This is a genomic window from Okeania hirsuta, assembly GCF_003838195.1.
Taxonomy (GTDB): domain Bacteria; phylum Cyanobacteriota; class Cyanobacteriia; order Cyanobacteriales; family Microcoleaceae; genus Okeania; species Okeania hirsuta.
This window is the reverse complement of the sequence record NZ_RCBY01000016.1, coordinates 51795-68128: the sequence shown is the minus strand read 5'-3', so window position 1 is coordinate 68128 and position 16334 is coordinate 51795. Positions and strand designations below refer to the sequence as shown.

11 protein-coding genes and 1 pseudogene are annotated in these 16334 nt (G+C 37.7%); 5 read left to right on the top strand and 7 right to left on the bottom strand.

The window, feature by feature from the left end; all coding sequences use genetic code 11:
- Positions 1-61: 61 nt before the first annotated feature.
- The 3 genes and pseudogenes from D5R40_RS04920 to D5R40_RS04910 form a co-directional block, all read right to left on the bottom strand.
- Positions 62-987: pseudogene (locus D5R40_RS04920) on the bottom strand (IS1 family transposase).
- A 281-nt stretch (positions 988-1268) separates the two neighbouring features.
- On the bottom strand, positions 1269-2351 hold the full coding sequence (locus D5R40_RS04915) for a bifunctional heptose 7-phosphate kinase/heptose 1-phosphate adenyltransferase (RefSeq protein ID WP_124144636.1): 1083 nt from the start codon (positions 2349-2351) through the stop codon (positions 1269-1271).
- A 1072-nt stretch (positions 2352-3423) separates the two neighbouring features.
- Positions 3424-3963, bottom strand: a complete 540-nt coding sequence (locus D5R40_RS04910; protein WP_124144635.1) for a response regulator — start codon at positions 3961-3963, stop codon at positions 3424-3426.
- A 211-nt stretch (positions 3964-4174) separates the two neighbouring features.
- Between D5R40_RS04910 and lipA the strand changes: the two genes are divergently transcribed.
- Complete coding sequence (lipA, locus tag D5R40_RS04905; protein WP_445974423.1) at positions 4175-5062, top strand: lipoyl synthase; 888 nt, start codon at positions 4175-4177, stop codon at positions 5060-5062.
- A 272-nt stretch (positions 5063-5334) separates the two neighbouring features.
- Positions 5335-5424 carry a photosystem I protein PsaX gene (psaX, locus tag D5R40_RS40795; RefSeq protein ID WP_124144633.1) on the top strand — a complete coding sequence of 30 codons (90 nt, stop codon included), beginning with the start codon at positions 5335-5337 and terminating at the stop codon, positions 5422-5424.
- A gap of 255 nt (positions 5425-5679) precedes the next feature.
- Here the strand turns inward: psaX and D5R40_RS04895 are convergent, their stop codons facing one another.
- Positions 5680-6063, bottom strand: a complete 384-nt coding sequence (locus D5R40_RS04895) for a hypothetical protein (RefSeq protein WP_124144632.1) — start codon at positions 6061-6063, stop codon at positions 5680-5682.
- Between the two features lie 1224 nt (positions 6064-7287).
- Between D5R40_RS04895 and D5R40_RS04890 the strand changes: the two genes are divergently transcribed.
- The 3 genes from D5R40_RS04890 (at position 7288) to clpB (ending at position 12273) form a co-directional block, all read left to right on the top strand.
- The gene (locus D5R40_RS04890) at positions 7288-7743 is read left to right on the top strand and encodes a hypothetical protein (protein WP_124144631.1); all 456 of its coding nucleotides are present in this window, start codon (positions 7288-7290) and stop codon (positions 7741-7743) included.
- Positions 7744-8592: 849 nt separating this feature from the next.
- Entirely contained in the window at positions 8593-9021 is a 429-nt protein-coding gene (gene gloA, locus D5R40_RS04885) for a lactoylglutathione lyase (protein ID WP_124144630.1), read from the top strand.
- 534 nt (positions 9022-9555) lie between these two features.
- On the top strand, positions 9556-12273 hold the full coding sequence (gene clpB, locus D5R40_RS04880; RefSeq protein WP_124144629.1) for an ATP-dependent chaperone ClpB: 2718 nt from the start codon (positions 9556-9558) through the stop codon (positions 12271-12273).
- A gap of 468 nt (positions 12274-12741) precedes the next feature.
- Here clpB and D5R40_RS04875 read toward each other — a convergent pair whose 3' ends face one another.
- The 3 genes from D5R40_RS04875 to hpsE all read right to left on the bottom strand — a co-directional run bounded on the left by D5R40_RS04875 (position 12742) and on the right by hpsE (position 16268).
- A complete protein-coding gene (locus tag D5R40_RS04875) occupies positions 12742-13662 on the bottom strand; it encodes a polysaccharide pyruvyl transferase family protein (protein WP_124144628.1) in 921 nt (306 codons plus the stop codon).
- Entirely contained in the window at positions 13659-14690 is a 1032-nt protein-coding gene (locus D5R40_RS04870) for a hypothetical protein (protein WP_240038916.1), read from the bottom strand. Before D5R40_RS04870 ends, D5R40_RS04875 begins: the two co-directional genes overlap by 4 nt.
- Before the next feature lie 522 nt (positions 14691-15212).
- The gene (gene hpsE, locus D5R40_RS04865) at positions 15213-16268 is read right to left on the bottom strand and encodes a hormogonium polysaccharide biosynthesis glycosyltransferase HpsE (protein ID WP_124144626.1); all 1056 of its coding nucleotides are present in this window, start codon (positions 16266-16268) and stop codon (positions 15213-15215) included.
- Positions 16269-16334: the final 66 nt, after the last annotated feature.

Sequence of the window (16334 nt, the reverse complement as noted above, 5' to 3'; positions counted from 1 at the left end):
AGGAGTCAGGAGGAGAAAGAATTACAAAGATGAGGGTAGTTATGACGATTGAAGATTTTTTTTATGTCCAATTAAACGGATTTGATATAAATAGATCATTCCCACTCCAGGGTGCGATCGCCACCCCTGCTCCTTGTGCAGCAGTCTTTTCCTTGCGACTATGAACCAAAATCCAATTGAAATAACTAACCACTAACCTTACCGTTATCTCAGTTTGTTCCCAGACTTTCCCAAATTTATTCTGGGGTGCGATGCCATCGACCTGTTTGCTGGCGGAAAATTCCATTGGTTCTCTCTAACTGCTGCGTTTGCTCCTTGCCTATAATATTATTTACCTCTGGAGGGAGAACTCGCTCATATCCTCCCCAGTCATCCCTATGCCATTGTTTACAGTCTGTTTTACCTTCCGTGTTAACGATAACTTCTTCTATGAACTGGTCTGTATGTTTACCAACTCTTGCTGTGAGAATTAGCCCACTTGATCAGGCTTGGGTCATACCAATCCCACAGTCACCTTCTATCAATTCATTTATCTGACAGTTTTTTTGTGTCTTGAGTGCGTCTTACATTCTGGGGAGACCCCACCAATTAGCACTCGCTTTTTTTGAACAAATCACCAAAACTCATCACTACTAATCTGTGAGGTTTGGATATTTTCTACATTGGCATTATGAATCATCTGTCCTTTTTGAGAGGCTGCTCTCACCACACTGACTACTGTATTATAGGCCAGATTCACGCTCTCGACTAATTCCTCTTAAACTACTACCCTCGACATGAGCTTGCAAAACCATCCGCATTTGTTCAGGCTGAACCTGTCTACGATAGTATAGAGTGTCGAAGGTGTCACTGTTTGCGCAACATTCCGAAGGAAAAGTTTGCAAGCATTCAGGACAATAATATCGTTGACTTCCTTTGCTCGTCTTTCCATGATACCCGAGTTTTGTGATGGCCACATAGAGGATATTCCATAAGAATTAAAAGTATTAAGGGACAATAGTTATATGACCATTCCCACACTTTCGCACAGGCACAACCATTAAATCTTTGTCATAACCAAAACCCTGTAGGGGCGTTAGCGGAATGAAAACCGCTGTAAGTCCCACTAAATATACTACCAGACATGATATGATTACTGATTGTAAGCTGGAAACTTACAAAGTACAATTCTAGTTCATTCCTCTATAGAGGTGATTTGGCGTTGGCGTAGCAAGTGTGGCAGCTATATCGCCACCTTCATCCAAGCCGCACAATAGAGTAACTTGAGCCTAACTAACCAGTGCTTGTAAAGCCTCCCTGAGTTCATTAACCGTCGTAGTTGCAGTGCCAAATATACGCACCACCAGACTAGCAGCCAAATTTCCTAAAACAGAAGCCTCCCAACTAGAAGCACCCATACTCAAAGCCAAAGTCAAAGCAGCAACAACCGTATCACCAGCACCAGTAACATCAAAAACATCTGTCCGGTTAAAAGCTGGAATATGCCAACAATAAATCGGAGTATCACCAGTACCAGAAAGAATAAAAGAAGGTGAGGGATAATTAGAAGTATTTACGCGATCAAACAAACTCATCCCCTCCTCGCCACGAGTAATCAAAACTTGCTCTGCATCTGTTAACCTTAATAAGTCAGATCCTGCCTGATATAGAGTATCAGAATTAGTAATAGCATATCCTACTGCTTTCTCCGCTTCAGGAAGATTAGGAGTAAATATAGTAGCACCCTTGTAACGCTGTAAATCTTTCTGAGTATCTACTATAGTTCTTTGTGGATGAGATATAGCCGCCTCTATAACTGGTGTCGTCAAAACACCATCTCCATAGTCTGAGCAAATTACTGCATCTACCGTAGCAACTTGTCGTTGAATATACTCTGCCAATTGCAATTGCAAATCAACTTCTGGCAGATCGTCAGATTTTCGATCTACCCTAACAATTTGTTGAGTTACAGACTGACGAGCATGACCAGAAATTCTAGTTTTAGTTACCGTCGGGCGATTTGGATCGACTAAAATTCCAGTAGTATCAACTCTAGCTGTTTCAAAAATATGACGCAGTGCTTTACCTTGCTCATCTTTTCCTAACAAACCTACAACCTTAACTTTAGCGCCCAACTTAGCAAAATTATAAACTGCATTAGCTCCCCCACCAGGTACTTGCTCCGTAGTTTCGTGACGCAGAATTAATACTGGTGCTTCACGAGAAACCCGCTCTACCTGACCAGTCATAAATTCATCCAGGGTTAAATCTCCCACCACTAAAACCTCAACTTGAGAAAAACCTGCGAGTAAATCAAGTAGTCTAGGTGTAGCAGCTTTTAGTTGAGTAAGAAATTCTGAATCTAATACCATAATTTGTTTTTCTTTGAGTCAAAGAGTTATACCATTTTTATAAATGTTTGCTACAAATACTTAAGGTGTTTTTAGTAGTCAGTTAGGGGAACCGTCGGATTGGCGACGTACAGTAGCCAGTAGTCAGGAGGAATCAAATCTTTTCTTTTAGTCAATATATATATTAAAATAATTTAGCAGCATAGCGCGTGTTGTATTTATAACATTCTTTTTTCAAACTGGTATTTGGGGAGAAAAAATTAGTCAAATTATTGAAGTACAGACCAATAAATATCTCTAGAAAAGAGAGAGTAGGGAGTAGAGGGAAATAATTGATAATTTCTGTGCATTGAAGAAGGAGACAGGAGACAGGAGACAGGAGACAGGAGGAAAATTACTTATGGATTCGCTCCCCCAAGTAATTTTGAACACCCTGTAGACGGTGGGGTATTAAACCCACAAAGAAAATGATAATTGACTTTATTTTTGATTATCGGATATGTCTAATAGACTTGTCGCTTTATAACTTAAAAAATCCCCAAAAACCTTGTTCTGTAAGGATTCTAGATCTTAGAAATTAAAAATGCTGAGAATTATTGCTCTGTCTAGGTTGGAGCGATTTTTTCCCTCTATTTAGCGATATAGCGCTGTGCGCAGGCAACAGGCAACAGGCAACAGCTCATCTGGGGGAATAAAAGACCGATAATACAAGACTTTTAGCTATTGGACAGTTCTTGTAATTTGTAAATATGCCAGCGCACATTGCTATAACTCTAATGTTAATAAATTATATCAAGTCCGTTTAATTGCACATAGATCAAATTTATACCCATAGAGAATAGGGAATATGGAATAGGGAATAGGGAATAGTAAAATTTCTAGCAATACTAAACGTTTCAGGGTTTAGCATCCTTGTACTGGCCTTAGCGGAAGCTCTGCCCCAGTAAACGGCCGTTTGCCTCTGCTGACTACTGACTACTAAATTGAAGTGAGGTTGTTTAACCGGATTTTATATTATCCCCAGAATATATCAATATTCCAGGGGAAAAAAATATCAGAATAATCAATAACCAATTTTTAATGACTGATTTTACTACTTCAACTTTTGTTTGATAATAGTCACAAGTTGAGCCATTTGTTTTTTCAACGCTGCAATTTCAGCTTGCATTTTCTTAACTTGAGCTTGCAACGCTTGAATATCGCCAGAACTTCCCCCCAAAGCAGCAACTTCCATTTGCTCACTCGGGCGTTTTTTGGCCAAATCAAAGGCAGACTTAATAGCTGCAGTTAGCTCTTTTTTCTCAAAAGGTTTTTCTAAAAAAGCAAAAAAATGTTTCTCAAAAGGTTCAGGAATTTTATCTGTCACCTCTTCTTTACGGCCTGACATTAATACCAATGGAATCTTCTTTAGCTGAGATTGGGATTGAATTTTTTGGAACACTTCCCAACCAGTAACTTTTGGTAGTAGAAAGTCCAACATAATTAAATTCGGACGTTCCTTAATAATAAATTTCAGTCCCTCTTGGCCATCCTTTGCCTCTATAACATTAAAGTTTCCTTGGGGAAGCATTTCTTTGACTCTTACCCTAATAACTTTACTATCATCAATAACTAAAATTTTGTGTCCTGCCACGACTAGCTCCTCCAGTTATCAGTTAGTGTTTCAAATTAATCTTATCTATATTCCTGTAATCAGCCATCAAGATTGCTAAATCATGGCTTCTACATTGATCTGTTCTAATATAAAAGCGCACAAAAATTTTTAATTTTTTATGGCTACAAAAAATGGTCGGTCAATATCAACTCAGGTCAACACTGCTGGGATGAAAGGCCAAATTCAGAGTATGCCAAAGTGGCTGCGTCCTTCTTTGGGAAAAGCTAGTGATATTTCTACTGTACAGAAAATTATAAAGCAGCGTCAGCTCCATACCATCTGTGAAGAAGGTCGCTGTCCTAACCGAGGCGAATGTTATGCCCAGAAAACAGCTACTTTTTTATTGATGGGTCCTACTTGTACGCGGTCTTGTGCTTTTTGTCAAGTGGATAAGGGTCATGCTCCGATGCCCTTAGACCCGGAGGAACCACAAAAAGTAGCTGAGGCTGTAGGATTGTTAGGTTTGGAGTATGTGGTATTGACTTCTGTTGCTAGGGATGATTTGCCAGATGGTGGTGCTAGTTGGTTTGTCGCAACAATGACAGCTATTAGACAACGGAACCCAGGGGCGAAAATAGAGGTTTTGACGGCTGATTTTTGGGGTGGTCAAGGTGGACTTGGGGTTGAGAAGTTATCTGTTTCTTTAGCTGAAAAGCAAAAGCAACGGATCAAGATAGTTATAGATGCTGAACCTGCTTGCTATAACCATAATATTGAAACAGTACGACGATTACAAGGCCCTGTGCGTCGTGGGGCAAAATATGAGCGATCGCTTGATGTATTACGGATTGTTAAGGAGTTAAACTCTAATATTCCTACTAAGTCAGGTCTAATGTTGGGACATGGAGAAACGAAAACTGAAATAGTTGAGGCCATGGCAGATTTGAGAAGAGTAGGATGCGATCGCATTACTTTAGGCCAATATATGCGTCCTTCTCTAGCCCATTTGCCCGTACAAAAATATTGGACACCAGAAGAGTTTGAGGAGCTTGGAGCGATCGCCCAACAAATGGGCTTTTCTCATGTGCGTTCTGGCCCTCTAGTGCGTAGTTCTTATCATGCTGGAGAAAGTGTTTAAGTCAAGAAGGGAAAAGAAAACAAATAAATTCCTAATCTTTAAATGTTTGTATGATATTGAATCAATTGTATGATAGGATTTTCTTGATCCCAAAAAAATGCGGTGGGTCTCATCGTCTCTGTCTGCAGAGGGTTAAGTGGTTGCACTCCCTGTGTTCGCGCAGCGTTGCGCCAGCAAAACAGAAAGCCCTATCCATGAGGTTGGGAAGCCCACATCATCATCTTTGATTTGATGTAGGAGAACGTCACTATAAAAATGGAGAATAAATTTAGATGAAATATTCTTTTCGTGCAGGTTGGGCTTTATTATTATTGGCTATCAACTTTGTTGTTGCGGGCTACTATTTCGGCGCTATCCAGTAGTCTTCAGACCTTTCCTTAGCAAATCTGTGCCACTCTTAGGATACTATATTCTTTAAGAGTGGCACTTTAATGAAGTCAGAAGTCAGAAGTTAGAAGTTAGAAGTTAGAAGTTATTTTTGTAACGGGGATTTTGAGTAACTCTCTAAAAATATTTCGCCAGTCAAGGCGGGGTTACGCGACCCAATTATTTTGATAACGATATATTTACCTAATCTATTTCAAGAAGCACATCCTCAAAATCAAAAAATCATAACTCTATCCACAAGATTTATCTCGCCACTCAATCTCTAATAAACTTAATAACCTTTCGTCTCCTTTGATCTTAGCTATTGAACGTTGCCATTGTAATATATCGCATATATTTGTTCTATTTACCTGAGCTATCTTTTTTGGCTCAACCTGTTTCTCTTTTACTATTTGAGCAACATTAATAGTTTGTTTTTCCTTAGCTAACTCATCATCTCTAGCGCAGAACAGCTTTTTAGAAGGATGCTGAGGTATGGGAATATGTTTAACGTAAGGATAAGTCCATCCTTGGTCTCTATGTTGTCCCCTGTATTCCTCCACTGCTTCCCCCATCATCATATTAATAGTAGGAAGTTCTTGTCGATTACGCTGATAGTCATTATTTAGTTTCATCTAATCATACAATTTTATATTTTTTTCTGTATCTATTTTTACATTTTACTCAAAAACTAGAATGTTTTTGACAAAAATTTACCTAAATGTTGCTAGAAAGCCTGGGCTAAAAGAAGTGAATATAGAGTGATGATGAATCAAATACTGGGAAAAATATTTCCCACTGTTGCCTCACAGGACTGCGCGTTTCCTCTCTTGGTGGACATTCCCATGGTGCTCCCTTCAGGACCGTAGTGAACCGACACACTTTAAATGGTGCATTAGACGGGGAGTGTGGGGAGTGTGGGGAGGGTGGGGAGAAAAAGACATCTATAGAATAGAATACAAAAATTTATTGCACAGTTTTAGCTGTGTCAGTCCAGTAGGGACAGGAAACCTTTCCCTATGGGAGACTACAGGTTTTGCCCCACAATATGTTGACCGAATAATTAAGGTTTAAAGCCTCTCTCTCCTTTAAAGGAGAAACAAGCGGTAGAGGAATGGCGAGGAGACCTCGCCAATCGACCAAGAGAGAAAAAATTTTCATTATTACTCAATCCTCTTCTTTTCAAGGAGAGGTAATTGTTAATTATTAATTATTATTGTTGAAGAACTAGACAGTGCAAAGTTCTGGGAATAACTATTGCTAGCTAAGGCTTTCAGGGATTTCAAGGTTAGAAAATCTCAATTCACTAATATAGGTTCTGTAAGCCTTTTCCAATAATACTTTTAGTCTTGAAAGTAAATTGTTTTTCAGAAGAACTTTGTACTCTCCAGATTCCGTATCAAAAAAGTGAAGCTTTGCCTTAGCAAAACTTTGGGTTCCGACAGCTTGCGTCTGTGGTGTCCTTCAGGGTCGCACCGCTGTTCCCTATTTTCTGGAGATGTCTATTCTTAAAAATAGTGACAGAGATAACTGACAAATAACAACAAGTAGTGTTAAAAAACAATTTTTCTGACAAAATTCCTCTTGAATTCTGACTACTGTACCTTGGGAATTTGACGGTTGCCAGACATACTTCATTAGACTCTATATCTTGAGCTTTTCTATTCTCTAATATTGAAAAGATTATTGTCCATAATTTATGCCAATAATGGGCAATTATCATTGATTTGTTTGTGTAAAAAATTAGCTTATTATTATATGTTGACAAAATAGCCAAGTATTATTTAATATAGAATTACAGACACATAAATAAACAAATACGGCCAGAAAAAAATATATATAAATTTAAGGTAGATTTTATGAAAAGAATCATCAAAAATCAATCTACTTCTGCTCATCCATTGGGTAGATTTGTAACTAGAGACGCATTAGCATTTCATTTGGGAATTAAATCAGATAATATCTACAAAATAAACTGTTGGAAATATGTGATTCATGTTGTAGGCAAAGGTAAAAGTAGGTTTGTAAGTTATGCCGATATGCCACCTATTTTGGGGGTAGAACCACCAAGAAAATCAGATTTCACTAAATGGAGAAAGCGCATAAAGGCTAGAAAGCAAAAGTATGTTCCTAAGTTTTGGGCACAATTTTATGTTGAGAAAATTCAGAAATCTAATTCAATTCAAAGATTACATGGTTGGGAAAATTTAGTTAAACAATGCAAGTCATTAATATCATTAGAAGGAGTAAAAAAAATAGACAGTGCTTTGATTCAAGAAAAGTCTAAATTAGAAAAATTAGCTTATCATAGTTAGTAAAAATAACTACGATTTAATATTGATTACTATCTCACGATAGTCACATTTGAGTAAGATATAAATTGTATTTATTTTAGTAATATGACTTAAAAGTAAGATGGCGATCACACAAATATTAAATTCTATCAAAAATTGTTTTTGTAACGGGGATTTGAGCAAGCCTCCAAAAACATTTCGTTTTAAAAGCCTAACGGCAGTTAGATCCTACTAGATATGGTAGTTCTGCGTAAGTTCTGTGAGTGCTAATAGACATTTGTTCAATAATTGATAATTGATAATTACCTCTCCCTAAAAGCTATCCCTTATAAGGAACTCCTGAAAACCTTGTGGGAAGCAGGGGAGAAAGGAGAAAGAATCATAGTAGATAGGAAAAACTACTTAAGTTATCGAAAAAAATGTACTTTTTAATACACTTTTTCTCTAACAAAAACCTTTGAAAGACTTATACATAACTTGTCTATTTTATCAATTTTTATGTTAAGAAAGATGTTTATAAAGCATAGCCCTAAAAGGAAAAGGAAGAGGATCTAATAAAAAGAAAATATTTTCTCTCTTGGTCGATTGGATATGGCGAGGAGACCCGCTCTTATCAGAGCCGCTTCGCTAACGCCATCCCACCCTACGGGAAGCTGCGCTAACGACCGCTTGTTTCTCCTTCAAAGGAGAGGCTTTAAACCTTAATTATTCGGTAAAAATCAAAAATCAAATCAATTATTTCTCCCTGTTGCCTGTTGCCTCTTTTCTGGAGATGTCTAATAGTTGCCATTAAGGCAACATTGACTCCCAAGATTGACCAAATTGCTTCACAATAAAAAGTACATATAGTCAAGGAATAAGGAGTAGACCATGCGACTACTACACACCATGCTGCGAGTCAACAACCTAGAAGAATCCCTGAAATTCTACTGCGATGTCCTCGGCATGAAACTATTGCGCCAAAAAGACTATCCAGGTGGTGAATTTACTCTAGCTTTTGTTGGTTATGGCGATGAGTCAGACCACACGGTACTCGAATTAACATATAACTGGGGCAAAGACCAATACGACTTGGGCGATGCTTATGGCCATATCGCTTTGGGCGTTGATGATATTTATGGCACTTGCGAACAAATAAAAGCACAGGGAGGTAAAGTGACTAGAGAACCAGGGCAAATGAAACATGGGTCCACAGTTATTGCCTTCATTGAAGACCCAAATGGGTATAAAGTAGAACTAATTCAATTAAGCTCTCGTAGCAGTAATTCAGAAAAAGAAGTTGCAGTTAGCGCTCATTGAAGAAGGCTGAAGGCATAGGGGAGTAGGGGAGTAGGGGAGTAGGGGAGTAGGGAGCAAATTTAAACTTTTTTCCCCTATTCTCTAATTGAATCTCCTGATTTCTGTAAGTCCCCCTACTGAAGGCTTCCCTATCTGAAGACTACAGCCAAAAGCACATACCGCCTTTCAACAATTATTAATTATTAGAGGATTGATCCTTAAGGAAAAAATTTATTCTCTTGGTCGATAGTCGGCCAGCGCAGAAAACCTGCGCCATCCCACCCTAACGGGAAGCTCCGCTAACGACAGCTTTTTTCCCCTTGAAAGGGGAGGCGGAATTAGCTGAATTATTTAATTATTAATTATTCAGTAAAGATACCATAAGGTTTCTATATAGTGTTTCTCAGGTTAGCGAGGTAAAGTTATCTTTTTTCTTTGTATTTCCCTGTTGCCTGTTGCCTTCCGGAGCTGTTGCCTAAAACCCAGAATTGTGTAACCCACAAGTATGAGAATTGCTATATCAAGTTTTATAGGAAAAAATTTAAAATAGTCCAAATGCAGCCAACCGACCCAAGTAAATTTACAGAACAAGCCTGGGATGCCATAGTCAAATCACAGGACGTTGCCCGACGTTACCAAAACCAACAACTAGAAGTAGAACATCTAATCATTGCTCTTTTAGAACAACAGGGTACAGCCAATAAAATTTTAAACCGCGTTGGCATAGAACCAGAAAATCTCCTCCAACAAATAGACTCTTTTGCCAAACGCCAACCCAAAGTGGGTAGTATCGAACATCTCTATCTAGGGCGCAGTCTGGAAATTTTTCTAGACCTCGCTGATGAAGCTAGAGAAAAATGGGAAGACAAATTTATTGCCGTCGAACACCTCCTACTCGCCTTTTACCAAGACAAACGCCTTGGCAATAAACTCCTCAGTGGAGGTACTCCCCAACTACCAACTCGCCCTGGTTTTGAGCGCCCCCAAACCTCACCCAAAGTTGAATTTGAACAACTAGAAGCAGCAATTAAAGCAGTTCGTGGTAGTACCAAAGTCGAAGACCAAAACCCAGAAGCTAGTTATGATGCTTTGGCAAAATATGGGCGCGACCTCACAGAGTTAGCTAAAGCAGGTAAACTTGACCCTGTTATTGGCAGAGATGAAGAAATTCGGCGCGTGGTTAGTTGTTTATCCCGTCGGACAAAAAATAATCCCGTACTTATTGGAGAACCAGGAGTTGGAAAAACAGCGATCGCTGAAGGTTTAGCTCAACGCATTGTTAATGGTGATGTACCGGAGTCTCTTAAAGAACGACAACTCATTGGTCTTGACATGGGAAGTCTCATCGCTGGGGCAAAATTTAGAGGGGAATTTGAAGAAAGACTCAGATCGGTTTTGCGAGAAGTAACCAACTCTGACGGTCAAATTGTTTTATTTATCGACGAACTACATACTGTTGTTGGAGCAGGTTCCAGTGGCGGTACGGGTTCGGGTGTAGATGCAGGTAACCTCCTCAAACCAATGCTTGCTCGTGGAGAACTTCGGTGTATAGGAGCTACAACTATTGATGAATATCGTAAACATATAGAAAAGGATGCTGCTCTGGAACGTCGGTTTCAAAAGGTAGAGGTTGGTCAACCAAGTGTAGAGGATACTATTTCTATTTTACGGGGGTTGAAAGACCGTTACGAAACTCACCATGGTGTAAAAATTACTGATGCTGCTTTGGTTTCTGCTGCAACTCTTTCTAACCGTTATATTTCTGACCGCTTTTTGCCAGATAAGGCGATCGACTTGGTAGATGAAGCTGCTGCTCAACTAAAAATGGAAATTACTTCTAAACCTGAAGAACTGGAAGCTATTGATAGACGTATTATGCAGTTGGAAATGGAGAAACTTTCTATAGAGGGAGAATTGCAAAGCAGCAAAAAAGATCAAAATTCTGAACCTACCCCACCTGTGAAAGTTTCTCCAGCATTGCAACGCATTACAAATGAAATTAATGTCTTGAAGCAAAAGCAGGAAAAATTTTCTTCTAAATGGTCTGGGGAAAAAGAATTGTTAAATACAATTAATTCCCTTAAAGCAGAAGAGGATAAATTAAAAGTACAAATAGAACAGGCAGAACGAGCTTATGACCTGAATACCGCAGCTCAATTAAAATACGGTCAACTCGAAACTGTACATCGCGATCGCGAAGCTAAGGAAGCAGAATTATTAAAGGTTCAAGCTCAAGGTTCGTCTCTCCTCCGAGAACAAGTTACGGATGCAGATATTGCCACTATCGTTGCTAAGTGGACGGGTATTCCGGTAAATCGTTTATTGGAGTCGGAACGCCAGAAGTTACTACAGTTGGAAAAACATTTACATCAACGGGTAATTGGGCAGTCGGAAGCGGTGGAAGCTGTAGCTGCAGCTATTAGACGTGCTAGAGCAGGGATGAAAGACCCAGGGCGGCCTATTGGTTCGTTTATGTTTCTCGGTCCTACTGGAGTTGGTAAAACAGAATTGGCGCGAGCTTTGGCACAGTTTTTGTTTGACCGGGATGATGCTTTAGTCCGCATTGATATGTCGGAATATATGGAAAAACACGCTGTTTCTCGGTTAGTAGGGGCACCGCCTGGATATGTGGGTTATGACCAAGGGGGTCAGTTATCGGAGGCAGTAAGAAGACATCCTTATTCTGTGCTGCTGTTTGATGAAGTTGAGAAGGCTCACCCGGATGTATTTAATATATTGTTGCAGGTATTGGATGATGGTAGGATTACTGATTCTCAGGGGCGGGTAGTTGATTTTAGTAATACTGTAATTGTAATGACGAGTAATATTGGTGGTGAGTATATTTTGGATGTGGCGGGGGATGACTCTAAGTATGAGGAGATGTATAAACGGGTGATGGGGGGGTTGCGAAAACATTTTCGACCAGAGTTTTTAAACAGGGTGGATGAGATTATATTGTTCCATACTTTAAGGAAGAGTGAATTACGGCAAATTGTGGAGATTCAAGTGAAGAGAATTGAACGATTATTAGGGGAACAAAAGATTAGTTTGAAATTAACTCCTGCGACTTTAGACCACATTGCTGAAGTGGGATATGACCCGGTTTATGGAGCGCGACCTTTGAAACGAGCAATTCAAAAAGAATTAGAAAATCCTCTGGCAAATTTGATTTTAGAGAATAAGTTTGTTGGTGGGGATGTTGTGGTAATTGATTGTGTAGATAGTGGTTTAGTGTTTGGGAAAAAGGATGAGTTAGAATTGGTGAAAAGTTAATAATAAATAACAGTGCGAGCTTCTAGCTCGCTAGTAACAATTATTAGGCAAAAGTGTTAATGAACAGCAGAACAACTTTTAGCAGCAGAACTAAATAATGAAAAAATTGCAAGAGACAATTTACAGAATATGCGGTTAATTAGGTAAAAGGGGTATGGCGATCGCTAGTTTTCCCTCTAGTAATTATGCTAGATGCTAGTAGATAATGTACTTTGTTTCATCACCCCTTTGATCAAAAAAATATAGAATATTGGTTAATGGTACATAGACATTTTCTATATAAAAAAAGGCTAGTTTTTGATATTAATTTAGTCATTTTATTACACTTTTTTTGGTAATTTATATGGCACTCAAACCTCTAACTTCTGTGGGCTTATTATTTATTAAGCAGACCTTAATTACCTGATTGTCAAAAAGCAATTAAAGCGGTCTTACTCAACTCATCTTAGGGAGATATAATACCATGTTTTAATATATGGTATTGTCTTTTCTTAAAATATCAAGCTTTTCTTCCAGTTGAACTGTTAAATGTTCAAGTTGAGTATCTGAACTCAATTGTTGTCGTCCAGTTTGAGCAATTTTCAGCAATTGTGTACCAGAAACTTGTTCTTGTTGTTGCCAAATTTGTCTGAAGTTAGGAAATTGGAGTAAACTATTTTTCCAATGACTAAAAGCATTTAGAGAGGAACGAATTCCGCCTGCATATTGGGGATAAGATTTAACCAAAGGTGAAAGAAAATAAGGATAGTATTCTACACCAATTGAAGAACACCAATCTTGCCATTTAAACAGTAAAATTCTCGGACTGGTAATAATAGGAATCCAAGGCACCCTAAAAGTATCAGCGATAATTGCACCATGCATTGCTTCAGCTAGTAAAACTTCTGTTTGGCTAATAGTAGATAAAATCTCATCTACTGAGGAGCGGGGATCTAAATAATGAAATCCGATTTGTTCACATATATTCTGCCAGATTTCTTCTGCAAAAGTGGCATGATGAATATGTGGCATATAAGTAAAACGATAAATTTTTTGCAGTGAAGGTTGATATAAACGTCTCGTTAAAATTGCCCCATCTGTGATTGCTAAATCAGGAGATAAACCTAACTTTTTAGCAGATAATTTTCCTCGAACACAGTACAATTTCCAATTTTTATCTAAAGTTTTTAATGGCTGTTCATAACCTACACCTGTACTAAAAATAATTAAACGTTGAGCTTGGGGAATTCGTTGAGGTAAGAGTTGATTTAATAGAGTTCCAATACCAATAAAAGTCGTTGTTTCATCTTCATCAAAAAATTCTGGTAGGAGTTGAGGCCATAACCAATTATTTAATTCATCTCCAAAATTACTAAACCCATCTCGACGTTTGTAGTAAAATAGTTTCATAGTTTAAGATTTGATGCAACAGACATAATTTTAGACTTTCCTCGCTCGATCGCCCAAGATAAATAACGAGTTTCGAGAATCATATTTTGAACTAAACTAGATTTAGAACACCAGTCATCAAAAGCAGGAATTGCAATTTCTGTGAGAAAGTAACGCCACTTTTTAGTAGTTTGAGCAGGATTAATTTTTTCTACTTGTAATTGACCATTATTTACTAAAGTCTGACGTAAGTTTATATCTGATTTTAGCTTCTTTAAACTGTCAAGCAACTCCTTCAAAGAAGTAACTTCTAAATAATTGAAGTTAGGTTTTCCTTCTGTACGATATGCAGATTCATAACCTAATATAGCGGGAACACCTGCTAACCAAGCATTATAAAGTTTAGTTGCTGGTTTATTTATATATTTATTCTGTTTGCCAAAACTTCGGATAGCAACTACTGCATCAGCTTGACTATAATCATTCCAACGATTATCAATTTTTTGATAATTCGTTGAGTGATTTTGATTAATAATCGGACGCCAATTTAAATCTAGTTTATTGAGTTCATTTGTCCAATTCAAACTTAAGAGTTCCGGAGCTAAATTATTTTTATGACCAAAAAAAACAATATTTTTAAACTGATTACCCCGTTCAATATTCCGAGTAATTAATCCTGGTTGTGTCCAATGAGGTATATAGTAGTTATAATTATTTATAGGTGTTATTTCTTGAGGATTTTGTACCACATGAATTTGAGCATAGGGATAAAAATTTAATTCTGCTTTAAGACAAATTAGAAGTAAATTTTTTCCTGGTTTAATGCCTTTATGAATATAAAGAGAATTGCGATGAACAATAACAATTCCAGACTGGGGTAAATAATCTACTAATTCACAAGAAAAACCATCTGCTTTTAGACGCAGATAAGTTTGCAATGTCCAAGCATAAATTCCTATACCAAATCCAGCCCAATTCTCATGGGGATTTTCAGGTAACTTTTGGGGAAATAATTTACGAGGGATATAAAAGTAAATAGTCGGTTTCATCAGAGATTTTGTATTTTTAAGCCTTAAACCAAAAATGGGGAAATGACTTTTTTGTTTGTAGTAGGGCTTTAGCCCTATCTATACTTAGGGCTAAAGCCCTACTACGAGCTTTAATTATAACTATTTAACCGGACATGATATTACTTTATTTTTTTCATTTATCTACAGCAATATGTATATTTTTGGAAGTATCCCAATTTTTCACGTTATACCAATTTGAAAAGAGAATGCTATACTTAGGTGAGACTTCAATTATTAAATAATTAAAACTTGCTCTTTAACCTTTTTGACAATTATTAGCTAGTTAGTATTAATTATTCTTGTGTTGACTTCTCCCCCACTCCCCTGCTCCCCTACTCCCCCACTCAAGAAAATGTAGCAAAGATTTATCAAATTGGTATTAGATGTTTTAAGGGGTGCTAAAAACATTGGTAAGTCCTTACTTTAGGTAATGCTTTTACAAAAACTGGATGCTCCCATATTTTTCTTAAAATAGCAGTAGCCAGAATTTTTAGGACATTCTTAAGAACTCAAATTGGGTAACGACAACGATTTTCCTTCTGACTGTACGTCGCCTTTCATGTCAGCGACAGCCGAAATTTGATGGCTCTGTTGCCTGACTTTTAATTCCTGGTATAATTGCACTTTCCATAGATAAAATGGACTAACTAAAATGCTTAATAGTAGTGTCATTTCACAAGCAGCAACTATATCAGTTTTCAGCAAATTATAGTTTTTGATAAAGTAAGATAAAGCTTTCCGAGAATCATTAACTAGATAAGCAAAAAATGCTAGAGGTCTTTGCCAAGGTTTAAGTCTGATCATTCTAATATGATTTCTGTGTAACCCTGAACCACGCGCGAGAGATAGTAAATAATTTCGCTCCAATCTTGAAGAAGATATCATGTGATGGAGATGCATTTCAGGATTGTACCAAATTTCCCATCCTGCATTTTGTATATGAGCAAAAACCTCCATATCTTCTCCTTTAAGTGCCAAAGATTTTCCAGCAGTTCCTGTCAGGAATAAATTTTCAGGAACACTTTCTAGCCATGCTTTTTTAGAAACAACTGTACCAGCTCCAGGAGGCAAAACTTTTTTCTTACGCTTATAGCAAAAAGCTTTTTGACCTCTTTCAATAATTGCCAAATACACAGCTATCTTTTGAAAATTTTGAGGTGGTTCAACTTCAAATTCCCCATGAATTTGTCCTCCATAAGCACCTACTTTAGGATGTGATTTACCAAAAGCATAAGCTTTAGCAACCCAGTCAAGTGCAGGTAAATTATCATCATCAATAAAACCTACTAAAGAACCTTGTGCTTTTTCCATTGCTTTCCTTCTGGCAAAAGCACATCCTTGCCGAGTTTCAGTAAAATATTTGAGAGGAAATTTTTCTCCCCAATTAGATTGGTAATTAGCAACTATTTTGGCTGTATTATCTGTGCTGTTGTTATCAACTATAACAATTTCCCAGTCTATTTCTTCTATTCCCACCTGATTTTTAAGTCTGCCCAAAATTTGAGGCAAATTCTTGGCTGAGTTATATGCTCGAATAGCAACAGTAAAATCAATCATTAGAAAAATCAATATACCTTCCCATTGGCAAAGGGAAGGAATTTGGAATCGGGTTAAAGCCAATTA